This is a genomic window from Pelagibius sp., from assembly GCF_965249265.1.
GTDB lineage: Bacteria > Pseudomonadota > Alphaproteobacteria > Kiloniellales > Kiloniellaceae > Pelagibius.
In genome coordinates, this window is record NZ_OZ252224.1 from 3953313 (window position 1) to 3976927 (window position 23615).

At 62.9% G+C, this 23615-nt stretch carries 20 protein-coding genes and 1 tRNA gene; 8 read left to right on the forward strand and 13 right to left on the reverse strand.

The annotated features are described in order from the left end of the window. Positions 1-47 precede the first annotated feature (47 nt). Positions 48-473 carry a hypothetical protein gene (locus ACP146_RS18655; RefSeq protein ID WP_422368259.1) on the forward strand — a complete coding sequence of 142 codons (426 nt, stop codon included), beginning with the start codon at positions 48-50 and terminating at the stop codon, positions 471-473. Positions 474-584: 111 nt separating this feature from the next. Continuing rightward, a tRNA-Ile gene (locus tag ACP146_RS18660) sits at positions 585-678 on the forward strand. Between the two features lie 16 nt (positions 679-694). Here the strand turns inward: ACP146_RS18660 and ACP146_RS18665 are convergent. From ACP146_RS18665 to ACP146_RS18685, 5 genes are all read right to left on the reverse strand, one after another. After that, entirely contained in the window at positions 695-1732 is a 1038-nt protein-coding gene (locus ACP146_RS18665; RefSeq protein ID WP_422368260.1) for a Gfo/Idh/MocA family oxidoreductase, read from the reverse strand. 19 nt (positions 1733-1751) lie between these two features. Further along, positions 1752-2852 carry an ABC transporter ATP-binding protein gene (locus tag ACP146_RS18670; protein ID WP_422368261.1) on the reverse strand — a complete coding sequence of 367 codons (1101 nt, stop codon included), beginning with the start codon at positions 2850-2852 and terminating at the stop codon, positions 1752-1754. Between the two features lie 9 nt (positions 2853-2861). Beyond that, positions 2862-3743, reverse strand: a complete 882-nt coding sequence (locus ACP146_RS18675) for a carbohydrate ABC transporter permease (protein WP_422368262.1) — start codon at positions 3741-3743, stop codon at positions 2862-2864. Further along, on the reverse strand, positions 3740-4624 hold the full coding sequence (locus ACP146_RS18680; protein WP_422368263.1) for a carbohydrate ABC transporter permease: 885 nt from the start codon (positions 4622-4624) through the stop codon (positions 3740-3742). The genes ACP146_RS18675 and ACP146_RS18680 overlap by 4 nt, the downstream gene beginning before the upstream one ends. A gap of 85 nt (positions 4625-4709) precedes the next feature. Further along, the gene (locus tag ACP146_RS18685; protein ID WP_422368264.1) at positions 4710-5978 is read right to left on the reverse strand and encodes an ABC transporter substrate-binding protein; all 1269 of its coding nucleotides are present in this window, start codon (positions 5976-5978) and stop codon (positions 4710-4712) included. 251 nt (positions 5979-6229) lie between these two features. Here ACP146_RS18685 and ACP146_RS18690 point away from each other — a divergent pair, with 251 nt between their 5' ends. Both ACP146_RS18690 and ACP146_RS18695 read left to right on the forward strand, forming a co-directional pair. Then, positions 6230-7336, forward strand: a complete 1107-nt coding sequence (locus ACP146_RS18690) for a LacI family transcriptional regulator (protein ID WP_422368265.1) — start codon at positions 6230-6232, stop codon at positions 7334-7336. A gap of 52 nt (positions 7337-7388) precedes the next feature. Continuing rightward, positions 7389-8618: a YbiU family protein gene (locus ACP146_RS18695; protein ID WP_422368266.1), complete on the forward strand. Its 1230-nt coding sequence runs from the start codon at positions 7389-7391 to the stop codon at positions 8616-8618. Positions 8619-8764: 146 nt separating this feature from the next. On the opposite strand, the gene ACP146_RS18700 is transcribed toward ACP146_RS18695, so the two are convergent. The 4 genes from ACP146_RS18700 to ACP146_RS18715 form a co-directional block, all read right to left on the reverse strand. Further along, complete coding sequence (locus tag ACP146_RS18700) at positions 8765-10975, reverse strand: C45 family autoproteolytic acyltransferase/hydolase (protein WP_422368267.1); 2211 nt, start codon at positions 10973-10975, stop codon at positions 8765-8767. Between the two features lie 215 nt (positions 10976-11190). Continuing rightward, positions 11191-12363 carry a 4-hydroxybenzoate 3-monooxygenase gene (gene pobA, locus ACP146_RS18705; RefSeq protein ID WP_422368268.1) on the reverse strand — a complete coding sequence of 391 codons (1173 nt, stop codon included), beginning with the start codon at positions 12361-12363 and terminating at the stop codon, positions 11191-11193. Positions 12364-12497: 134 nt separating this feature from the next. Continuing rightward, on the reverse strand, positions 12498-13454 hold the full coding sequence (locus ACP146_RS18710) for a nuclear transport factor 2 family protein (RefSeq protein ID WP_422368269.1): 957 nt from the start codon (positions 13452-13454) through the stop codon (positions 12498-12500). A 253-nt stretch (positions 13455-13707) separates the two neighbouring features. After that, complete coding sequence (locus tag ACP146_RS18715; protein WP_422368270.1) at positions 13708-14088, reverse strand: MerR family transcriptional regulator; 381 nt, start codon at positions 14086-14088, stop codon at positions 13708-13710. Positions 14089-14322: 234 nt separating this feature from the next. Between ACP146_RS18715 and ACP146_RS18720 the strand changes: the two genes are divergently transcribed. Further along, entirely contained in the window at positions 14323-14565 is a 243-nt protein-coding gene (locus ACP146_RS18720) for a YdcH family protein (RefSeq protein ID WP_422368271.1), read from the forward strand. Between the two features lie 105 nt (positions 14566-14670). On the opposite strand, the gene ACP146_RS18725 is transcribed toward ACP146_RS18720, so the two are convergent. The 3 genes from ACP146_RS18725 to ACP146_RS18735 all read right to left on the reverse strand — a co-directional run bounded on the left by ACP146_RS18725 (position 14671) and on the right by ACP146_RS18735 (position 19237). After that, positions 14671-16269 (reverse strand): ABC transporter substrate-binding protein, encoded by a 1599-nt coding sequence (locus tag ACP146_RS18725; protein ID WP_422368272.1) that lies wholly within the window; start codon positions 16267-16269, stop codon positions 14671-14673. A gap of 97 nt (positions 16270-16366) precedes the next feature. Then, on the reverse strand, positions 16367-17965 hold the full coding sequence (locus tag ACP146_RS18730) for an MBL fold metallo-hydrolase RNA specificity domain-containing protein (RefSeq protein WP_422368273.1): 1599 nt from the start codon (positions 17963-17965) through the stop codon (positions 16367-16369). Between the two features lie 87 nt (positions 17966-18052). Beyond that, positions 18053-19237 (reverse strand): mandelate racemase/muconate lactonizing enzyme family protein, encoded by a 1185-nt coding sequence (locus ACP146_RS18735; protein WP_422368274.1) that lies wholly within the window; start codon positions 19235-19237, stop codon positions 18053-18055. A gap of 215 nt (positions 19238-19452) precedes the next feature. Here ACP146_RS18735 and ACP146_RS18740 point away from each other — a divergent pair, with 215 nt between their 5' ends. Both ACP146_RS18740 and ACP146_RS18745 read left to right on the forward strand, forming a co-directional pair. Then, positions 19453-20400, forward strand: coding sequence for an NAD(P)-dependent oxidoreductase (locus ACP146_RS18740; RefSeq protein WP_422368275.1), 948 nt, complete (start codon positions 19453-19455; stop codon positions 20398-20400). Positions 20401-20432: 32 nt separating this feature from the next. Further along, positions 20433-21434, forward strand: a complete 1002-nt coding sequence (locus ACP146_RS18745) for a Gfo/Idh/MocA family protein (RefSeq protein WP_422368276.1) — start codon at positions 20433-20435, stop codon at positions 21432-21434. On the opposite strand, the gene ACP146_RS18750 is transcribed toward ACP146_RS18745, so the two are convergent. Then, positions 21431-22963: an alkaline phosphatase family protein gene (locus ACP146_RS18750; RefSeq protein WP_422368277.1), complete on the reverse strand. Its 1533-nt coding sequence runs from the start codon at positions 22961-22963 to the stop codon at positions 21431-21433. The genes ACP146_RS18745 and ACP146_RS18750 overlap by 4 nt on opposite strands. A 240-nt stretch (positions 22964-23203) precedes the next feature. Here ACP146_RS18750 and ACP146_RS18755 point away from each other — a divergent pair, with 240 nt between their 5' ends. Continuing rightward, positions 23204-23587: a hypothetical protein gene (locus ACP146_RS18755; protein WP_422368278.1), complete on the forward strand. Its 384-nt coding sequence runs from the start codon at positions 23204-23206 to the stop codon at positions 23585-23587. Positions 23588-23615 lie beyond the last annotated feature (28 nt).

Here is a 23615-nt window from a genome sequence, read left to right on the forward strand (position 1 = left end):
GGCTGTGCCCTTGCCGGGGGAAAGCCAATCCAGGTATAGAACGTGCCGTGAAGACACTGCTGACAACCCTCATGCTCGCAACCTCGCTGCCGCTATCGGTCGCGGCGCAGGAAGGCCCACCACCCGGATACTTTGCCGGAACCTACGAGATGGTCGGTCGGGAACCGGGGGCCACGGGCAAGCCCCTGGCTGACTGGCTGCGCATCGAGACAAAGGACGATCATCTGCAACTGAAGACGTGCAGACGCGGTGACGGCCGCCTGGCGATGAATCCCTCCGGGCGCGAAGGCGCGGCGCCTTTGGTCGGCAATCTCGGCGATTGGTCCCTCAGTTGCCACTTCACCAACGACAGCAACAACTACCCGCGCCTCACCTGCTTCGCCGTCGCCGACGACAGCGAGCGCACGCCCGGGCTCCTGGCACTCTGGCCGGCCGATTGGGAGCGCCCAACGCATGCGGCGGACTGCTCATGAGCCGTGCCGTCCCCAAACTTGCTCTTGCAGAACGCGGCACCAGAGCCTGCCTCTGGGCCATGTCCTTCTTCGCAGCGACAACCGGCCGAATATCCTGACGTCCCCCTTTGCGGGCGTCAGCACTGGTTGTGCGGGCGGGGCTTATACCCCTGTAGAGCGCCGGATTAGCGTGCACGGCTGGGTTCGAATCCCAGGGCGCCCACCATTATCTGTTCCGTTACTCAGCCGAAGGTCACCCGCCGGCCGGCTTCACTCGATTCCCGGATCGCCTCGATGACGCGGATGGTATCGCGCGCTTCCTCCGCCAGGACAGGCGGCGGACTGCCGTTTTCGATCGCCTCGCGCAGCAGGCTGTAGAACTGCTGGTGGGCGCCGGGGAGGCTCGGCTCGAAGCGGGCCGAGGCCGCACTGCCATCATAGGTGGTCACTCTTGCCCAACGATCCTGCGGCTCGATGCCGTAACCCTCGTCGAGGGGCGTCATGCCGCTGCGCAACTGGTCCTCCTGGATGTCCATGAAGCGCTTCATATAAGACCCCCGGGTGCCGTGAACGGCATAGCGGGTCGAGTGATCCGGGGCGTAGTAGTTGCCGAAGAGATCGATGCGCAGATCCCCTTTGCCCATGCGGGCATGAAAGCCGTCGGCGATCTCCCCGCCCGCGCGCTGGATGACCAGATCTCCCTCGATCCAGTCCGGCAAGCCGAAGAGTTGCAATGCCTGGTCGATCAGATGGGCGCCGAGATCATAGTGGATACCCACCCCCGGCGCCGGTCGCTCCTGCCAGCGGTCGCCGACCTCGCCTTTGTAGAATTCGAAGTGCGCGCGATAGCTCTTGATCTCGCCCAGTTCGCCGCTCTTGATGAGTGTCCCGAGCGTCAGAAAGTCCGAGTCCCAGCGCCGGTTCTGGAAACAGGTGGCGATGCGCCCGGCCTTCACCGCGGCGGCGATCACCCGATCGGCCTCCGCGGCGCTGGGGGTGAAAGGCTTGTCGGAGACGACATGCTTGCCCGCCGCCAGGGCCTCCAGCATCAACGCCGGATGAGTCGGGCTGGGAGTCGCCAGCACCACCAGGTCGACCGCCGGATCGGCGAAGAGCGCCGCGGGGGTCGGATGCACCGTAACACCGGGATGATCGGCCAGGACCTTTGCACTATCGGAGGAGGCGACCGCCGCCAAGTCAAGTCCAGCGGCCGGAAACAGCGGGGCGTGGAACACTTTTCCGGCCAGTCCGTAACCGACCAGTCCAACCTTCAATGCCATAGCAAGCCCTTATCCAACGCTAGTTGATCCGCATCTCGGTCCGCGGATCGAAGAAGTGCACCTTGTCCATGTTGAAGGCCAGCGGCACCCGGTCGCCGGGGGCAATACGCTCACTGGAGCGCACCCTGGCCGTAACCTCCTTCTCGCCGAGGCGGGTAACGACGAACTTGTCGGCCCCCGTCGGTTCCACCACGTCGATACCGCATTCCAGCGTTTCGACGAAGCGGGCCGAGCGGTCGGCGCTTGAAAGGTCGGTGACGTCCTCCGGGCGCACCCCGAAAACGATATCCCGGCCGGCATGGGAACGCAGTGCCTCCGAGGGCTCGGAAACCGGCAGGCTGACCGCGCCGATCTGTACCGAAGTCGTGCCGTTGGCCTGCTGCAGGCTGGCGGGCATCAGGTTCATGGTCGGCGACCCCATAAAATCAGCGACGAAAATATTGGCCGGGTTGGAGTAGACCTGATCCGGTGTGCCCACCTGCTGCAGGATGCCGTCTTTCAGCACGGCGATCTGGGTTGCCAGGGTCATGGCTTCGATCTGGTCGTGGGTCACGTAGACGATGGTGGTGGCCAGGGTCTGATGCAGTTTCTTGATCTCCGTGCGCATATCCACGCGCAGCTTGGCATCGAGGTTCGACAGCGGCTCGTCGAAGAGAAAAACCTGCGGGTCGCGCACCAGGGCCCGCCCCATGGCGACGCGCTGGCGCTGGCCGCCGGAGAGCTGGCTCGGACGGCGTTTCAGCAACGGTCCGATCTGCAGCATCTCGGCGACCCTGGCCACCGCCGCTTCGCGCTCGGCCTTGGCAACACCGCGCATCTCCAAACCGAAAGCGATGTTCTCGGCCACGTTCATGTTGGGGTAAAGCGCATAGGACTGGAACACCATGGCGATGTCCCGCTGCGAGGGGTGCAGGTCGTTGACGGCGCGGCCGGCAATGCGGATTTCTCCGGAGGTCACCGTCTCCAGCCCGGCGATGCTGTTCAGCAGCGTCGACTTGCCGCAACCCGACGGCCCGACCAGGACGAGAAAACCACCTTCTTCGATGGCGATATCGATTCCCTTGAGGACATCGACCTCGCCGAATGATTTGTGGAGATCGCGGATTTCGAGGAAAGCCATGATTATCCCTTATCCTTTGACCGCGCCGGCCATCAGCCCGCGCACGAAGTAACGCCCCGACACGACATAGACAACCAGGGTCGGCAAAGCGGCCAGGATCGCACCGGCAAAGTGAACGTTGTATTCCTTCACCCCGGTCGAGGAGGAGACCAGGTTGTTCAGCGCCACGGTCATCGGCTGACTGTCGAAGTCGGCGAAGGAGGCGCCGAAGAGGAAATCGTTCCAGACGTTGGTGAACTGCCAGATCACCGTCACCACGATGATCGGGCCGGAGGACGGCAGCAGAATGCGCCGGAAAATCCGGAAAAACCCGGCACCGTCGATGGTGGCGGCGCGGATCAATTCACTCGGGAAGGCATCGTAGTAGTTGCGGAAGAACAGCGTGGTGAAGCCGAGGCCATAGACGACGTGAACCAGAACCAGGCCCCAGGTGGTTCCGGCGATCCCGAGCATGCCAAGAATACGCGCCATGGGGATCAGCACGATCTGAAACGGTATAAAACAGGAAAACAACATCAGCCCGAACACGATGCGATGACCGCGGAACTGCCACTTGGTCAGGACATAGCCGTTGAGCGCGCCGAGAAAGGTGGAGATCGCGACCGCCGGGATCACCATGACCAGGGAGTTTACGAAATACGGCGAAAGCCCCGTGGGCTCGACACCGATCTGCGCCTTGCTCCAGGCCTGTACCCAGGGTGCGAAGGTGAAGACCTCCGGCAGGGCCAGCATGTTGCCGGAGCGGATTTCCTCCAGCGGCTTCACCGAGTTCACCAGCATCACGAAAAGCGGCAGCAGGTAGTAGACCGCAAAGACGATCAGCACCGCATAGATGACCGCGCGGGCGACGGCGCCGCTGCGCAGGGCAACGTCGTTGCCGCCGCCGCTCATGTCCGCTTCTCCCGCAGTTCGCTATAGAGATAGGGAATAATGATGGAGGCGATCATGATCAGCATGATCACCGCCGAGGAGGCACCGACCCCCATCTGGTTGCGGGTGAAGGTGTAGGAATACATGAAGGTCGCCGGCACCTCCGTCGCCCGGCCGGGCCCGCCGTTGGTCAACGCGATGACCAGGTCGTAAGCCTTGATCGCCAGATGGGCGAGCACCACGAAAGCGGAGAGGAAAGCCGGGCGCAGCATCGGAATGACGATGCGGCGGTAGAGTTTCCAGGCCGAGGCGCCGTCAATCTGGGCGGCCTTCAGGATCTCGTTGTCGATGCCGCGCAGGCCGGCCAGGAACATCGCCATGACAAAGCCGGAGGACTGCCAGACCGCGGCGATGACGATGGTGTAGATCGCCATGTCGCGGTCCTTGATCCAGCGGAACTCGAAAGACTCCCAGCCCCAGAGGTGCATTACGTTTTCCAGGCCGATCCCGGGATCGAGAAACCACTTCCAGGCGGTCCCGGTGACGATGAAGGAAAGCGCCATGGGATAGAGGAAGATCGGCCGCAACACGCCCTCGCCACGGATCTTCTGATCCAGCAGGATCGCCAGTCCCAGCCCGATGACCGTGCAGATGACGATGTAGAGTATGCCGAAGATCGCCAGATTGCTGAGGGCGGTCGACCAGTGACGCAGGCTGAAGAGCTTGAAGTAGTTGGCGAAGCCGACCAGATCGAAGGACGGCAGCATGCGCGAATCGGTGAAGGACAGATAGCCGGTAAAGACGATGAAGCCGTATACGAAAATCAGGATCAGCACGAAGCTCGGCGACAGCACAAGTTTCGGCAGCAGGTCCTGGGCGGCATCGCGCAAACGGTTCGACATGGCGAAGACGGCAGCCTTGTGAGGGGGAGTACCGGCAGAATCGGCGCCCGAGCCGAAACCCGGGCGCCGTCCCGTCAATGCAGGGTTACTGCGCGGCGTCCACCGCGTTGACCAGTTCCTCAGCCGCAGTCGCGGCGTCATACTCGCCATTGAAGTGCGCGGTCACGACATCGTAGACCGCATTCTTCACCGAAGCCGGTGCCGCATGCCCGTGGGCCATGGAGCCGAAAAGCTTGCCGGAATCACTGGCCGCCGCCAGTTCCTTCATGCCCTTCTTGCCGCAGGCATCGAAGTCGGCGTCGGAGACATCCGTGCGCGCCGGGACGGAGCCCTTCACCACGTTGAAAGCCGACTGGAAGGAGGGCGCCATGATCGATGAGGCCAGCTTCACCTGGGCGTCACGCCGCTCGTCACCCACCGAGAACATGGCGAACTGATCGGAGTTGAAGGTGACCGTGCCCTGGGTGCCCGGGAAACGGAAGCAGAGGAAGTCCTCATCCGGCTTGAGGCCGGCCTTCAGGAATTCGCCCTTGGCCCAATCGCCCATGAACTGGACGCCGGCCTTGCCCTCGATGACCATGGCGGAGGCCAGGTTCCAGTCACGACCGGAGAAGTTGTCGTCGACGAAGCCGCGCAGGGTCTCCATGCGCTGAAAAGCTTCCTGCATCTGTGCGCCGCCCAGTGCCTCGGGATCGAGATCGACGAAGGCCGCTTTGTAAAGCTCAGGGCCGCCGACACTCATGACCACCGCGTCGAAGATGGTCGCGTCCTGCCAGGCCTGACCGCCATGCGCCACCGCCGTATAACCGGCGTCCTGAATCTTCTTCAGCGCCGCCACCAGGTCTTCCCAGGAAGTCGGCTGGGCGATCCCCAACTCGTCGAAGATCTTCTTGTTGGCCCAGACCCAGTTGGTCGAATGGACGTTCACCGGCGCCGAGATCCACTTGCCGTCGTGCTTGGCGAAGCGCTGCAAGGCGGCGGGGACGACCTGGTCCCAATTCTCATCAGCAGCCAATGCATTCAGATCGGCGAGTGCGCCTTCCTGGGCCCAGTCCTGGATATCGAAGCCCAGCATCTGCACCGCCGTCGGCGCATTGCCGGCGGTCACCCGGGCGCGCAACACGGTCATGGCCTGTTCACCACCGCCGCCGGCAACCGGCATATCCTGCCAGCCGACGCCTTTGCCTTCGAGATCCTTCTTGAGGACGTTCAGGGCGGCGGCTTCACCGCCGGAGGTCCACCAGTGCAGGACCTCCACATCCTCGGCAGCGGAAGCCTGGCTGACGGCCATCCCCCCTGCCAGCAATCCCAGGGCGAGCAGGCTGGTCGACAGCCTGAGGGCGAAGCGGTTCATGGTATTCCTCCCAGTTCTGAGCAAATTCGCCGTGCGGTGAAGTTCCGCATCTGAGATATCTGTAACGTTACAGCTTGCGCCGGTCAACCGTCGCCATTGCTCAGACCATCGCCTTCATTCTATTATATTGATAAATATAATGTTTTCTGGTTGTTATTCATCAGAAAGCACAGCCCAAGCCATGACCTCTCTTGTCATCTGTAACGATACAGGTATATTTGCCGAGATTTCGAAACGGGAGACGGACAGGGATGGCGCCCAAGGACAAGGCCGAATTCTCAGCGGCAGACCGCCCCTCGGCGGCGCTGCGGAGCGGCCTGCCGTCATCGGCGGAGTCAACCAAGCGGCCGACCCTGAAGACCATCGCGGAAATCGCCAATCTCGGGGTTACCACCGTCTCCCGGGCCTTAAAGGACGGACCGGAGATCGGCGAAGACACCAAGAAACGGGTACGCCGCATCGCCAGCGACCTGGGCTACCGGCCCGACCGCGCCGGCGTTCGGCTTCGAACCGGCAAGACCAATGTCATCAGCCTCGTCCTGAACCCCCACGAGGAGGTCATGGGTTACGGCACCTCCATGATCTTCGGTATATCCCAGGCCTTGCGCGACACCGCCTACCATCTGGTGGTCACGCCGCATTTCCTGGGCGGCGACCCCATGGAGCCGATCCGCTACATTATAGAGACCGGTTCGGCCGACGGCATCATCCTGTCGCGCACCCGCCCGCAGGACGAACGCATCCGCTATCTGCTGGAAATGGGCTTTCCCTTCGTCTGCCACGGCCGCAGCGAACTGGCGACGCCGCACCCCTACCACGACTTCGATAACTACGGCTTCGCCTTCGAAGCCGCCAAAAGGCTCTGCGTCAAGGGACGGCGACGGCTCTGCATCATCGCCCCGCCCAGCGGCGTGACCTACCACAACCATATGATCATGGGCTTTGAGCGTGCGGCACACCAGTTCGGCGCCACGATGGTTCCGGCACCGGGAATCGATACCGACAGCGCGCCCGATACGATCCGCGCAGCGATTAGCAACATGATGGGCCAGACCGCTGCGCCGGACGGCTTTATCTGCAGCGGCGATGTCTCCGCCCTCGCCCTTACAGCCGGGCTGCGGGACGCCGGAATGACACCCGGGGACGACATCGATCTGGTCGCCAAACAGACATCGACGGTACTCGACCACACGACGCCGGCCATCGACACCATCTACGAGGATCTTACCGCGACCGGCCAGACCCTGGCGCAAATTCTGGTCGGCTGCATCAACGAAGAGCCGATGGAAAACCTTCAAACGATCCGTGAGCCGGAACTTCGATTCAGAACCGGCAGCCAACAAGAGGCCGCCCCCTAAAAACAAGAAGAAGAAGAACACCGCGGCAGGAAGCGCACAAAGAGAGGACCCGATGGACGACATGATCCGCCCCTTCATCGCCGACGCGAAAAGAGAACTCCGCAGCGGACAGGACGTGGCTGCCGCTTTCGCAAAGGTAAAGGACAGCATGCGCCGGGAGGTGGAAGCGGTGCTGGAAGAAGAAGCCAGAACCGGGTCCGCCGTTCCCCAGATCGACTTCGCGGCGGTCAAGGCCGACAAGGTTTCCGCCGGCCAAATCGACCACATCCGCCGGCGCGGCGCCGTGGTCATCCGCGGTGTCTTTCCTCAGGCCCGCGCGGAGGCCTGGAACGAAGAGATCGGTGCCTACATCGCCGACAACGACTACCTGGAGAAGGCGCAGGAAAAGTCGGGCATGGACAAATACTTCGACAACCTGGAGGCCGGGCGCCCGCAGATCTACGGCCTCTACTGGTCGAAGCCGCAGATCATGGCCCGCCAGGCCGAGGAGATGGCCGAGACCAAGCGCTTTCTCAACCGCCTTTGGGATGTGCGCGGGCCGGTGGGCGATGAGTTCGACCCCGACAACGACTACAGCTATGCAGACCGTACGAGGCGCCGCCAGCCCGGCGACAGCCGCCTCGGCCTGTCGCCGCACATGGATGCCGGCTCCTACGAACGCTGGGTCGATCCCGCTTTTCGGAAAATCTACGAGCCGATCTTCTCGGGCGACTGGACCGCCTACGACCCCTGGAAGGCGACCTACCGCACCCAGACCCGCGAGTATGCCTCGCCCGCAGTCTGCTCCATGTTCCGTTCTTTCCAGGGCTGGACGGCGTTGACCACCCAGGGACCGAACGACGGCACCCTGCAGCTGGTGCCCATTGCCTCCGGGATCGCCCACCTGTTGCTGCGGGCTTTGCAGCCGGACGTGCCCGCCGACGAACTCTGCGGCGCCGAACCCGGCAAGGCGCTCTGCGCCGACCCGGCCTGGCATGCCGATCTGCTGGAAGGTCTGGTCTCGATTCCCAGGGTCGATCCCGGCGACACTGTCTGGTGGCACCCCGACCTGATCCATGCCGTCGAGGACGTGCACAACGGCCAGCAAGAATCCAATGTGATCTATGTCGGCGCCTCGCCGCGCTGCGCCAAGAACGAAGCCTACGCCCGCAAACAGGCAGCCCGCTTCCTGGCCGGCGAGTCCGCGCCGGACTTTGCCGCCGAGAACTACGAAGTCGACTTCAAGGGACGGGCGACTCTGGACGATCTGACCAAACTCGGCCGCGCCCAGATGGCGTTGTAAAGGTTTAGCGGGTGCGGTGTCCGGAGATGATGCTTCGAGACGGTGCTGCGCACCTCCTCAGCATGAGGTCCGATTTACGTTCGGGTTCTCCCTCACCCTGAGGAGGCCTGAAAGGCCGTCTCGAAGGGCGCAACAGGCAGGTTCTTTTATTCGCCAGAGACGAAGTCGGGCTCCGGCAGGTCGACCGCCTGCCCGCCTTCATCGCTGACCGCCTCCAGAAGGTCGAGCCAGTTTTCGAGGTCGAAGTGAATCGGCCCGTCGGTACCGAAGTTTTCCTGCAGCAGTTGCGTGAACAGTCCGTGCGCCTCTTCCAGCCGCCCCGCGCGGCCGTTCCAGGCGGTGCCATCAAGGCGCAGATCTTCCGTCACCACGGACAGCAAGCCAACCAGCGCTCCCTCGTAGGGATGCATCAGCGGCATGACCCGTGGCGCGGCGACCGGCCAGTCGGCGGCGACGGCCGGTTTGTCCTGCTGCCAGGCCCAGATGGCCCTCAACAGACGCCAGTCTCCCTCCGCCGCCGCATAGTCACCGGCGGCGTGGTTCAGGCGTGCGCGCATGTAGTGATAGGGAACCTCCACGATGCGGTCCATGGCCGCCAGTTCGATCGCCGAATCGATGAGGTGCACCGCGCCGGCCAAACCCTCTTTTCTCTCAGCCGCCGTCACCCGGCGGCGCAGCAGATCGCCCTCTGAATCCCTTGGCCGGGTAATCGCCAGCCGGGCCCAGAGGTAGCGCACCAGGGATTCTTCCCAGTTCTTGCGTCCGCCCTCGGCATAGCTCTCCATACGCCGCACCGGATCGTCCGGCAGCGGGCTGATCTCAAAGCCGTCCCAGTCGAGCTGCCAACCGGAATAGCTGCTGTGCGGGCTCGGTTGACGGTCGCCGGTGGTCATCCAGACTTCGTCGCGGCCGGCCCGACGCCCGGGGTCGGCCAGTACGATGCTGCCGAGCTGGCTGTAGACCTTGCGCGGCACCCGCCCATAGGCGCGCTCTGCGGCCAGCGGATCCGGCGGCGTCGGCATGGCGAGACGCATTTTCTCCAGCGCGCCATCGCGGCTGGAGCCGAGCCAGTTCATAGCCCAGGCCAGGTCGATCCTCTCCTGCCCCGCATCGGTCTTCAGGGCCGCCGATACCGAATCGTAACGCGCATGGGTTTCCAGCCATTTGCCGAAGGTCACGGTGAAATGGTTGTCATCCTCGTCGAACAGCCGCTCGGCCATATCGTGGTGCAGGAAATGGTTGGTCTGGGGCACCGCCTCGCCGTCGTGCTTCATCACCCGCACGCGATCGCCGTTCAGTTCGATGCGGCAGACTTGGCCGGTCTTCGCTTCGGAAACCAGGATGGTCCAAGCCGCAAAGTGTTTGGCGTCTTTCACAAGGTCGACGGCCTCGTCGATGCTGCCGGCCTCGCGCAGCATCCGCTGCTGGGTGAAGGGACAGATGTCGCCATGACCGAAGAGGAATCCGCTTTCGAGCTGCGTTGTCGAAAGCTGGTGAAGCGAAACTGAGAGACCGGCGTCGTTCATGCCGGAGATACCACCGGGGTAGATCAGGCCGGCAGTACCGAAGGCAACGTACTTGTGCCAGCTCGCGTTGTCGCCGGTTTCATCCAGCAGGGACAATACCGGTGCCTTGTTCCAGTGAAACAGGTCCGCATCCAGGTTGCGCGCATGCAGAAGCCGCCCGTCGCGGCTGAGCGCGCCGGGTACGGCAAAACCGGTACAGCCGAAGTCGTAGCGGTTGTTCGGGCCGGTCATGGCGGCGAGCGCCGCAGCGATGTCGTGCTGTTTCTCCGGCTCCCGCTTTGCCTCTTCCAGATAGGCCTTGGCGTCGGGATCGGCCAGCGACGGCAGCACCAAGGCCAGAATCGCCGGTGCACGGATTGCCCGCACACCGGGGATCTGGAAGATCCGCGACAGGCCGTCGATGATGTTGCCGACCTCAATCGCGATCAGGGCGTCGCGCACCTCAAGCTGGGAAAACTCGGGATTGGCCAAGCCTGCGCGATAGCCTGCGCCCAGCCCGTCGACGGCCTGCTGAAATTCTTCGCTCGAATTGTTCAGGATACGGTCGCTGTAACAGCGGTAGAGCGCCGAGGCGACATGGCGCAGGGTCTCGTTCTCCAGGTTCACCCCGCGGGCGATGGTGGAAACGATCTCGGGGAAAGCGCCGTCTTCAATTTCCTGTGCCAGCAGGCGGCCATGATCATAGGCCATGTCCGGGAAACTGCCGCGCTGCTTCAGCACGAAGAAAGGCTGCCCGCCGATGGTCAGGCGCCGCAGGCTGCTCTCGGCGCGGCCCTCTCCGGACGGTAAGGTCTCCGGCGCCTTGTCCAGGCCCTCGATTGTGTTGCTCATTGCCCTCTCACCCCGATTGTCGGCGCAGCCGGAATCCCAGCGTCCCGTGTGTCGCCGCCCAACACTTTAGACCTCTGGGTGTATTGCACTGTGGGGGAACTCACATTGCCCAGCGACTGGCCAGACTAGCCACGGCTATCGGAACAAACCAAAGGACAAAGAAGGGCCTGAGATTCGGCACAACCTCAAGTAAGCGGACTTGGATGAATGGGAACCTAGTAGGGCAGGCCGACGTAGTTCTCTGCCAGCGAAGCGGAGGCTGCTTCGGAGGAAACCAGATATTCCAACTCCGCCAGCTGTATCTTGTGGCCGAAGCGCCCGACCTCCGGGAAGCGGTGGAGCATCGAGGTCATCCACCAGGAAAAACGCTCGGCCTTCCAGATACGCGCCAAGGCTTTTGTGGAGTAGGCATCGAGTCCGGCAGTCGAACCGCCATTGAAATACTCAACCAAAGCTTCGGAGAGGTACCGGATGTCGCTGGCGGCGAGATTGAGGCCCTTGGCCCCGGTCGGCGGGACGATATGAGCGGCGTCCCCGGCCAGGAAAAGCCGCCCGAAACGCAGCGGTTCGGCGACAAAGCTGCGCAGGCGGGCGACTGATTTCTCCAGAGCGGGCCCTGTGGTCAAAGCGGCTGCCGCTTCCGGGTCGAGCCTCGCACGCAGCGCCTCCCAAAACCGCTGGTCGCTCCAGTGCTCGACCTTCTCATCGGCCGGGCATTGCAGGTAGTAGCGGCTGCGCGTCATCGACCGCATCGAACAAAGCGCGAAGCCGTCTTCGTGGTTTACGTAGATCAATTCCTCGTTCACCGGCGGCACGTCGGCCAGCAGACCAAGCCAGCCGAAGGGGTAAACCCGCTCGAAGGTCTCGATGGCGCGCTCCGGCACCGACTGGCGGCAGACTCCGTGAAATCCGTCGCAGCCGGCAATGAAGTCACACTCCAGCGTCTGAGCAATGCCGCCTTTCAGGAAATGCACCACCGGTCTGGAGCCGCCGAAGCCCTCCAGGTGGACGCCGGCGGCCTCGTAGACTGTCCTGGCGCCGCCCGCCGAACGCGCCTCCATCAGGTCGCGGGTCACCTCCGTCTGGCCGTAAACCGTGACCTGCTTGCCGCCGGTCAGCCCCGCCAGATCGATCCGGTGGCGGGCACCACCGAAACAGAGGTTCACGCCGTCATGGGGCAAGCCCTCCTGCCGCAGGCGCTGATCGCAGCCGGCCCGCGCGATCAGGTCGACAGTGCCGGACTCCAGAACCCCGGCCCGGATGCGGCCCAGCACATAGTCGGCCGAGCGCCGCTCCAGGATTACGGCGTCGATCCCCTCCCGGTGCAGCAGTTGACCGAGCAGCAGACCCGCCGGTCCGGCGCCGATGATCGCCACCTGCGTACGCAATTCCGCCTCCCCAGGCATTTTGCTCCCGAGGTGGCGGTCTTGCGCTTGCCCCGGGCCGTTTTTGTCCTGGGGGCAAGGGTGCAGGGCTTTGCCGCTTTAGGCAATGCCCCTTCCCCTGTGGCCGTGCGTCTTCCCTAGACCGGCGACGCCTCCGCCAAATCAAAGCTCTTGTGACGGATACGCCAGCCATCGGCCGTTTCATGCAGGGTCAGCAAATCGATGTAGACGGTCTCACCGACCGGGACCCTGGCTTTCACCACGGCGATCCGCCCGGCGACTTCGACTGAGAGTATGCGCTTGTCCATCGTCGCGCCCAAGGACGCCTGCGACGGCTGAGACACAACGAGATCCACGAAATCGGCGACGGAGAGATCCGCTCTGTCGTCGCCGAAGAATCCGACAATCCGGGCTGCAGGATCGAAAGCGCCTTCAAGGCGTGCCCGGTCGCCGTGAAAAGCGCCACGGAAATAGTTTTCGACCACCGCTTCGATGCGGCTCTCACTGCTTTCGAATTCACTCAAGACCAGGTTCTCCTGTTGTTGAAGCCAGCTGTCGTGCAGCCATTTCTCGGTGCCCCGGTGTCCGGGAAAAGTGATCCAGTGGATATCGCGCTCAAAAGTCATGACCGAGCCGTCGGCGGCCAGAATGACCCAGAAGTAGAGCCCGTCATCCAGATTGCGGAATTTCACTTTCATGCCGCTCAGCGTGACCTTGCGGCCCTCGGCCTGAACCTGCTCGTCGTGCCGGTCGATCCAGAGGATTTTGTGGTTCGACAGTAGATCGGGGGCCTGCCGGTGGAGAAACCCCAACGCCGCCTGCCGGGCTACGTCCTCCGTCGGCAAGGCGCCGTCGGAGACACCTCCATAAAGACGGGTGAAGCCTTTGAGGCGCTCCGATCCCTGTTCGACGACAAAGCTGACATGCTCGCCGCCGAGATCAACCGAAGCGCGGTCCGACGGCTGAAAGCGCCCCAGCACAATCTCCGCGTCGTCCATGCGCCCCGGCATCGACAGGGCCAGGCGATAACCCTCAGGCAGCATCGCCTCCAACGGCGGCTTTCCCTCAATGGCACTCTCATTCTGCGAATTCATGTTTTCTCCATGGGTGTCAGCGGTGCCGGCGGTCGGCGACAGAAGAATCGAAAGGCCGGCAATTACGGCTGCCCAGCCCTTCCTTTCCGACAAAAGTTGCATTTTGGGTGCTCCTTCATTCTCGATCGGTCATCCTTCGCCCGGTCGATGTTCGGCAAAGCCTGCTTCGCGTCATCGACGGCGAGGGATGAGGTTCAAAGACGGATCAGCTCATTCAACATCTAACGTCAACTGTAGATTTTGGACAAAAAAATCAGCTGCGGCCTTCAGCCTTGGCAATCAGCCCTTCCAGCTTCTTGATGCTGGCCTTGGTGTCTTTCCTGAAGCCCTGCAGCGAGGCTATCCTGGCCTCAGTTCCTTTCAGATGGCCCTGCAGAATTTCAAGGACGCGGCGCTTACCCATGATTCCGGTCTCGTCCTGGAAATAGAGATCGATCACCCCGGCGATCTCATCCAGTGACAGGCCGATTTCCTTCAATGCGGAGATCTTTTCCAGGCGCCGCAACGTCTGTTCATCATAGTAACGGTAACCACGCCCTTCCCGCTCGCTCGGCGAGATCAGCCTCTTTTCCTCGTAGAAATGTATGGTCCTCTGGCTCAGCCCGGTACGCGCCGCGAGCTCGCCTATCTGCATTTTAGACATTCATCACCTTACGTTGACTGTAGATTATGACTCTGCGGCGCCTTGTCAAGACCCTGGGTCAAGACCCTGGCCGTCTTTCCGGGCAGCCGCGGCCCTCTGGATTGATCAAGATCCCCTTCTGGTTTGACCAAGATCCCCTTCTGGTTTGACCAAGATCAATGTCGGTGGGGGCTGAAAATGGCCTGATCCTTACAGCACGTTACAAGCACTATCAGGGAGCAGCGCATGACCCATACGCCTCACGAACTGGCCGAAGAGTTCCCCGAAGCAACCGGTACCATCCACCGGCTGAAGACCGAGTCGGCACACTTCGCCCGCTTGGCCGAGGAATACCACAAGGTCAACCGCGAGATTCACCGCATCGAGGCGGAGGTCGAGGCTGCGTCGGACCAACGCAGCGAAATCCTGAAGAAGGAACGGCTGGCCCTGAAAGACGAAATCGCCCAGCTGCTCAACGACGCTTCTTAGCCCAGATCCGGGATTGATCGATCTCTTCGCGATCCATCAATCCCGGTAAATCAGCTCAATCCATTCGAAAAGGAACGGACTGCCGCTGTTCGGCGGGACTCCGGCTCAGTTCACACGGACCCAGCGCAGGATGAAGAAGTTGTCGGCGCGCTGAGTCACCTCGACGTTCTGCTTCATGCCCCAGACCAGCGGCTGGACGTAGAGCGGCACATAGGCCACGTCCTCCTGCAACAAACTGTGTACCTCGTCCAGCATCGCCTGGCGGGCGGCGGGATCGATCTCTCGCTGGATCTTCGGCAGCAACGCGTCGACCCTGGCGTCGGAGAAGCCGCCGAAGTTCCAGCTTCCCAGCTTTTTCTCCGCATCCGGCGTCGCCAGCAGGAAGCGGACCGGATGTTCGGCATCGAAGGTGCCGGGCGACCAGCCGAGCAGATACATGTCGAACTGGTCGGCCCGCAACTCCGGCCAGTACTGCCGTACCGGCATGGCGTTCAGCTTTGCAGTGACCCCCACCTTCGCCAGCATGCCGACGATGGCGGTGCAGATGCTGGCGTCATTGATGTAGCGGTCGTTGGGACAGGAGAGGCCAAAGCTGAAGCCTTCGGGATAGCCCGCCTCCGCCAGCAGGGCCTTGCTGGCTTCCCGGTCAAAGGGGTGGCGGGCCGAGAGGTCCGGGCTGTAGCCACGCATTGCCGGGCTCACCAGCAGGCTGGCGGCCGCGGCATTGCCGCGCATCACCTTCTTGATCAGTGTATCGACGTCGATCGCCTGATAAACCGCCTTGCGCACCCGCGGATCACGGAAGGGATTGGCGTCGCTGGTTTCATCGGAAAACTTCAGCGCCGCAGCCTGATGGGCAAAGCCCAGCATAATGACGCGCGCTTCGACTCCCTGCAGGATTTTTACCCCGGCAGCGCCTTCCAGCCGGGGCACGTCCTGCAAGGGCACCGGATTGATGAAATCGACTTCGCCGGAGATCAGCGCCGCCACCGCCGTTGCCTGCTGGGTGACCGGCGTGAAGACGGCACGGGTGACGTTGTGTTCGACCTCTCCCCACCACCCTGCGAAAGGCTCCAGCACCGTGCGCACACCGGGCGAACGTTCGACGACCTTGAAGGCACCGGTGCCGTTGGCGTTCAGGGTGGCAAAACCCTCGCTCTGCATCGAGGTCCGCGCGGTGCCGTTTGCCTCCGACCAATCCTTGTCCATGATCATGAAGTTGGCGATGGAGTCCGGAAAAATCGGATTGGGCGCCTTGGTCATGAAGTCAATGGTGAAGTCGTCCACCAGCTTCACCTCGCTGACCGGCGCAAACCAGGAGCGCACGTCGGCCTCCTCGGCGCTGGCGCGCTGGTAGGAGAACAGGACGTCCTCGGCCGTGAAAGCCGAGCCATCGTGAAAGGTGACCCCGCGGCGCAGATGAAAGCGCCATCCGTCTTCGCCGAGCGGTTCCCAGCGCTCGGCCAGCGCGCCCTCGATCTTCATGTCACGGTCGCGGCGCAGCAGCCCCTCATAGACATTGTTCAGAAACCCGAGCACCGGCGCCGAGTTGACCGCGTGGGGGTCCAGCGTCTGCGGATCGGTGGTCGCGGCCCAGCGGAATTCCTTTGCCTGGGCTGCGGGACTCAAGAATACCAAGACGCCAAGAACTGCGGCAAACGCGAGGGCGGACATGGCCATCTTTTTGAGATCGATTGCTTTCATCGCATCACGCTCCTTGCGCCTTGATCTTGTTTGGTGGCGTTTACCCTGGAAGTCTATGCCCGACTGTCTCCCGCGTTCAACCTTTGGGGGCGATGGATCAGGATTTGCGCTTTCCTTCCAACGCGCGGACGACGCGGCGCAGGATCACGCGGCGCGCTTTGTCGTCGGCCGCTTCGTCCAGCTTGTCGCGCAGATTGATCGAGAAGGCGGCCAGATCGTTGTGCCAATCCAGACCGCGCAGAGATTCGGCCGGCAGCCGGTGCGGCACCGGGCGGAACCGCACCCGGCTCTCTCCGGCCAACAGATCGACGACGTCGTCAAGCTGGGGAATGATGATCCGTTCCGACGGCACCCCGGCCGCCTCCAGGCCGTCGCGCAGCGCCGCCAGGCCGGCCTCCTCGCCATGGGTCAGAAAGATCGCCCCCTTCACCGGCAGGCGGGCATTCAGCCAGTCGAGTAATTGATCCCCATCGGCATGGCCGGAGTACACGTCGATCTGGCGGATCGCCGCCTTCACGCGCAGATCCTCGCCTTGGATTTTCACGGTGGAAACACCGCGGGACAGCAAGGCGCCCAGCGTGCCCGGCGCCTGATAGCCGACCAGCATGACAGTGGCGTCATGGCGCCAGAGATTCTGTTTCAGGTGATGGCGGATGCGCCCCGCATCACACATACCGCTGCCGGCAATGATGATGGCGCCGCCGGAAAAGCGGGCGATCATCTTGCTTTCCTCGACGGATTCAGTGAAGCGAATGTTCGGGCGCCGAAAGAGATCCGGCACATTGTCGGTGTCTTCCAGATAGGCCGCATTCTTCAGGAACACCTTGGTCGCCTTGATCGCCAGCGGCGAGTCGAGGAACACCGGTACTTTCGGCAGCACGCCGCTGTCGAAGAGGACCGAAAGATCGAGCAGCAGTTCCTGGGTGCGTTCGACGGCAAAGGCGGGAATCAGGAGGTTGCCGCCGCGTTCCAGCGCCGCGTTGACCTCCCGCGCCAGGGTCTCGCGGCGCTGTTCCGCTGTAGCATCGGTTCTCTTGCGCCCTCCGTAAGTCGCCTCGCAACAGACGTAGTCGAAGTTCTCCGGCGCCTCGGGATCGGGATGAAACAGCTTGTGCTCCGGCCCGATATCGCCCGAAAAGAGCAGTCGGCAGACCCGTGGACTGGGCTGCCCGGTGGCGACTTCGATCTCGATCGACGCCGCGCCTAGAATGTGGCCGGCATTCCAGAACCTTGCGCGCACGCCCTCACCGACCTCGCGCCAGGTTTCGTAACCAACGATCGAGAAAGCCTCCAACGCCGCCTCCACGTCACGTCCGTCGTACATCGGCTTGACGGTCGCACGCCCGCGCTGGGCATTGCGGCGGTTAAGCCGTTCGACTTCGGATTCCTGGATGTAGGCACTGTCGGGCAGCATATAGCTGAGCAGGCCGAAGGATCCCTCGGTAGCAAAGATGGGCCCCTTGAAGCCTTGCTTCACCAGCTTGGGGATGAGGCCGGAATGGTCGATATGGGCGTGGGTCAGCAGGACGAAGTCGATCTCGGCAGGATCGAAGGGAAAGGCCCCGTAGTTCAAGGCCTTCAAGGTTTTGGAACCCTGAAACATCCCGCAGTCGACCAGAAACTGGCAGTGTTCTGTCCGCAGCCAGTAACAGGAGCCGGTCACCGTGCCGGCAGCGCCGCAGAAACTTAGCAACATGAACTGCGCCTGAGATCCGTGGTGGTGCAAAAACTCAAAACCGGCTCCCCGAGCCGAGCCTCAGAAGGTACCGGCAATCGATATCGCTTACACTGGCTTTTCGCGCATCTCCAGATGCAGCGCCGTGCCATTATAGGGGTTGGCCCTGGCCACTGCCTCGTTCAACTCGACACCCAAACCCGGTTCGCTCGGCGGAATCACATAGCCCTCCTCCCAACGGATCGGGCGTTGCAGGATCTCGCTGTGGAAACCGCCCCAGGTCTGGATGGATTCGAGGATCAGAAAGTTGGGGCTGCAGGTGCTGATCTGGATGTTGGCCGCGCCGACCACCGGCCCGCAGTAGAGATGCGGCGCGATCTGGGCATAGAAGGTCTCGGCCATGCCGGCGATCTTCTTGGCCTCCAGGAGACCGCCGACCCGCCCCAGATTCATCTGCAGAATAGCCGCCGCTTCGGCGCGCAGCAGTGCTGAAAACTCGTACTTGGTGGTCAGCCGCTCGCCGCTGGCCACCGGAATGGTGGTGGCACGGGCCACCTGCCCCATGGCCGCCGGAACCTCCGGCGGGGTCGGTTCCTCGAACCACAGGGGATCGTAGGGCTCCAGGCGCCGCGCCAGACGGATCGCCCCCGCCGGGGTCATCTGCCCGTGGGTGCCGAACAGCAGATCGCAGGACATACCCACCGCCTCGCGCAGGCGCTTCATGAAAACCTCGCAACGCTCCAACGCCTCCAAAGAGAGCTGGCGTGGATCGAAAGCGCTGTAAGGACCGGCGGGATCAAACTTTACCGCCGTGAAGCCCTGGGCCAGGTATTCGCTGGCCCGCTCCGCCGCCAGGTCAGGATCGCTGTAGACGCGCTCCTCCTCCCCCGGCTTGGGATAAAGATAAGTATAGCTGCGCAGGCGCTCGTGAACCTTGCCACCCAGGAGATCGTAGACCGGCCGGTTGAGTTCCTTGCCGATGATGTCCCAGCACGCCATCTCGATGCCGCTCAGCACCCCGAGCAACGATGGATCGGGGCGCTGGCTGTAACCACTGCTGTAGACCCGGCGCCACAGGGCCTCGATCCCAAAGGGGTCGGCGCCGAGCACCATGCGCTCGCAGACATCGGCAACCATTTTCTCAACGCTGCGGGGATGAAAAGGAACGGAGTAGATCTCACCGATCCCGGTCACACCGCCGTCGGTGGTCAGCTTGACGAAGACCCAGTAGCGCCCGCCGAAGTGCGGCGGCGGCGTGCCGACAACGAAAACCTCAAAGGCGCTGATCTTCATCTGCAAGTCCCCCTTTGCGACCCTCCGCCTCACCCGGACCGGCGAATCGCAGGCCTCGGCGGAGCGATGCATGATTACGCGGCTTTGGTGATGGGCCCGTCAAGCCGGGAAAGGCGGCATCGAAGTCTTTCGGCTCACCTTGCAATAGCACTGGACAGCTTGAGAGGTTCGGTCTCTTCTGCCTTCTGGAAAAGACTCTGGAACGTGAGAGCGCCATGCAGATCGCCTTTATCGGCCTGGGCAACGTCGGACTGCCCCTGGCCCGCAATCTCCTGAAAGCCGGACATCAGATGACGGTTTTCGACCTCGACCCCGAACGCGCAGCCCCCCTGGTCGACGCCGGCGCCAGACTGGCAGCGTCGAGCCGTGAGGCGGCGGAGGGGGCCGAGGTGGCCGTCACCTCGCTGCCCAATCCCGCTGCCGTCGCCGCGGTGGTGCCGGGTGAAACCGGGCTGCTCTCGGCCCTCGGGCCGGGCAGCCTGTGGATTGAAATGAGCACTACGGACGAAGCGGACATGCGGCGCTTCGCCGAGGAGGCCGGCGCACGCGGCATCGACGTGCTGGAGGCGCCGATCACCGGTGGCGCCAATCGTGCCTGGACCGGCGAAATCTCGATCCTGGTCGGCGGCGACGAAGCGGTCTTCGAACGCTATCGCGATCTGCTCGGCGTCATGGGCGGCGCCATCGAACACATGGGGCCGATCGGTGCGGCCTCCGTCGTCAAGGTAATCACCAACATGCTGGCCTTCGTCCATCTCTGGGCCAGTGGCGAGGCCATGATGCTGGCCAAGCGTTCGGGCGTCGACCTGGCGAAGGCCTTTCACGGCATCCGTGTTTCCTCCGGCAATTCCTTTGCCCACGAAACCGAAGGCCAGCTTGTCCTGAACGGTTCCTACAACTGTGCCTTCACCATGGCGCTGGCCCTGAAGGACATGCGCTTGGCGATGAAACTGGGACAGGAAACCGAAACGCCCCTGGCTTTGGCCGAGTTGGTCAAGAATTACTTCGAGCAGGCGCAGGAAGCTTATGGCGAAGACGCCTGGTCTACCCAGGCGGTGAAAATTCTGGAGGATCAACTGGGCGACGCACTGCGGGCACCCGGCTTCCCGCCCCTGCTGGCCGGCATGGGCGGCGAAACCGACAATGCCGCGGCCCGGACCTGATCGGGATAGACGACAAGAGAGGGCGTTGAACGATGGGTGAGCTGAGGTGGGGTGTCCTGAGCACTGCGAAAATCGGCCTGGAGAAGGTCATCCCCGGCATCCAGCGCTCTAAACGGGGCCGGGTGACGGCCATTGCCTCACGCGACCTTGACCGCGCGCGGGCGGCGGCGGACGAGCTCGGTATCGAGAAGGCCTATGGCAGCTACGCGGACCTGCTGGCCGATCCCGATATCGACGCCATCTACAACCCCCTGCCCAACAACCTCCATGTCCCGCTGACCCTTCAGGCCGTTGCCGCGGGAAAGCCCGTGCTGTGCGAGAAACCCATCGGCATGGACCGGGCCGATGCGGAACGGCTCTTGTCCGTCGAAGGCGAAGTCCCGGTGATGGAGGCCTTTATGGTGCGCTTCCATCCGCAGTGGCTCTGGGCACGCGCGCAGATCCGTGAGGGCCGTCTGGGCGAGTTGCGGGCGATCCAGTCCTTCTTCTCTTACTTCAACCGTGATCCAACGAACATCCGCAACGCGCCGGAGACCGGCGGTGGCGCGCTGCTCGATATCGGCTGCTATCCCATCGTCGCCGGACGGTTTCTGTTGGAAGCCGAACCGCAGCGGGTCTTTGCCCTGATCGAACGGGATCCGGACTTCGGGGTCGACAGCCTGACCACCGGTATTCTGGATTTCGGCGGCAAGGGCCGGGTCGACTTTACCGTCTCCACCCAGGTCATCCCCTATCAGCGCGTCCAGGTCATCGGTACCGAGGGACGCCTGGAGATCGAGATACCCTTCAATGCCCCGCAGGGGGAAGCGACCCGGGTTTTCCGGGATAACGGCGGCAATCTGCGCGGCGAGTCCGTCCAGATACAGGAAATCTCCGCCGCCGATCAGTATGCCGAACAGGCCGACGCTTTTGCCGCAGTGGTGCTGGATCAAGCCCCCCTGCCCTACGGAATCGCCGATGCGGTCCAGAACATGCGGATCATCGACGCCTTGTTCCGTTCAGAAAAGTCGGGCGCCTGGGAGTCTCTCAGTTAGGCACGGGCATCCAGCGGGCCGTCCGCCGTCAGCGCGATGCCGGTCAGGCGCCGGTCAAGATAGCGGCTGCGCCAGGCCAGAAGCTTCTCGGCCATCGCAAGACGCTGACCCTGGTAGCCCGCATCTTCGGCAAGGTTGTGAAGTTCGCCGGGATCTTTATGCAGGTCGAAAAGCAGCGACGGCAAACCGGCAAAGTGGACATATTTGAAACGCGCATCCCTGATGACGGCGAGCGAACAGTCGTCGAGATCCAGCCCCAGCGCCGCCTGGGCACCGCCGCCGGCCACGTCGCGGAAGTCGAATTCCCAGTGCACCTCCTTGCGCCAGCCGGGCACCGGTTCCCCGCGCAGGAAGGGCATCAGGGAATGGCCGTCGGCCGGCCCTTCCCGGCACGCGCCGGTCGCTTCGACAAGCGTCGGCATGACATCGACCGCCTCGGTGAAGTCCGTGACGCAGGCCCCAAACCCCTGCGGGTGGCGCGGGTCCCGCACGATAAGCGGAATATGATAGGCCTGATCGAAGTAACCGAACTTTCCAAGTGTCCAGTGGTCGCCCATCATCTCGCCGTGATCCGAGGTGAGGACGATGACCGTATCCTCCCAGGCGCCGGCGGCCTCGAGCGCTGCCATCAACCGGCCGATCTGGCGATCCACCTCGGAGATCATGCCCCAGTAAGTGGCGCGGACAGTGCGAAAGGCCTCTTCCGGCCAGTCGGCTACGAGGCCATTGCCATCCTCCAGAAAACAGAAGCTGGCGGTCTTGGCCTGGCCCAGCCAATAGGCGAGATAAGGATGCTGCGCAGCCTCAACCGCCACGTCCGGGGCCCGGCGGAAGGCCGGCCCATCGGCGGGATCGTAGAGGCTGTTGAAGGGCGCCGGCACGACGAAAGGCGGATGCGGATGCAAAAAGGATACATGGGCGCACCAGGGCGCACCCTTGCGCCGCTGCGAAAGCCAATCGATGAAGACGTCGGTCAGAAAGGCAGTGTCGGTTTCGTCCTGACCGAAGCGCGGGGGGGCCGTTGACGGCAGCTTCGGCCGCCCCTCCGGCGGCCAGAACAGCGCCCAGGGGTCTTCCGGCAGACGATGTCCCCGCGCGGCCATCCAGTCGAACCAGGGGCCGTTTTCTTCCGTCATCTGGATCTCGGCGGCGAACCCGGGCAGCACGCCCTCATAGCTGCGAAGCCGGGGATCGTCCGGCGTCGTGGTTCGCGGATCGACGGCCTGGTCTGTGTAGCCGAACAGCGTCGGTTCGTAACCCTGACGCCGCAGCGCCAGCGCCACATTGTCGTGCCGCGCATCCAGCGGCGTTCCATTGCGCAGGACGCGGTGGTTCATCTGGTAGAGGCCGGTGTAGAGCGATGCCCGTCCGGGCGAACAAGGCGCTGCCTGGGCATAGTGCCGGGCAAAGAAAACGCCTTGGGCCGACAGCCGGTCGATTGCCGGCGTCCGCAGAACCGGATGCCCGGCCACGCCGAGGCAGTCGCCGCGCCACTGATCGGCGGTGATGAAAAGAACATTCGGTGTCATCGACTGGCCCATAGCGTTTGAAATCAGCCTTGCCATTCAACACGCTTTGCATTGCGAAGCAACACCTCGAAAATCCACTCACTCAAAACAGCAGAGCGCCCGCCCGTTAGCCGATCCCAGGTTATCGGCTATCGGCAAACAATCAAATTACTTAATCAAAACAACTAGCTACGCATTCTGGTTTAATAAGGCCTAAAGGCTTTTTTGGCTTAATCGCCGGCGACCAGAGATCGAAAGCCGATGACCAGTCAAAACAGATCATGTCCGCGTGCCGCAGCGAACGCGTCTGTTCGAACCAGCCGTTTCACGACCGGCCTTGTCGTCACGTTCCTGCTGCTGTTCAGCATGGCGCCGTTGCTTGCGGTTGCCGATCTTCCCGGCGATGCACAAGGCACAGTGGCGGCAGTCTTTCCGCCCGGAACCGGGAAAGAGGAAGCCATGACCGCCGTCACCGAGGCCGATGGTCTGGTGATCCGTACAGGAAGCTGGGACACGGTGCTGATCGTGCACAGCGACATCAGCGGTTTTGCCAAGCGGCTTCGCGAAGCCGGCGCCTGGCTGGTGGCCGATCCGCAGACCGCAGCCGGCTGCCTGCTTATCGGCAAGACAGACATCAACACATAAGGGTCGAAACATGCTTCAGGCGACAAGA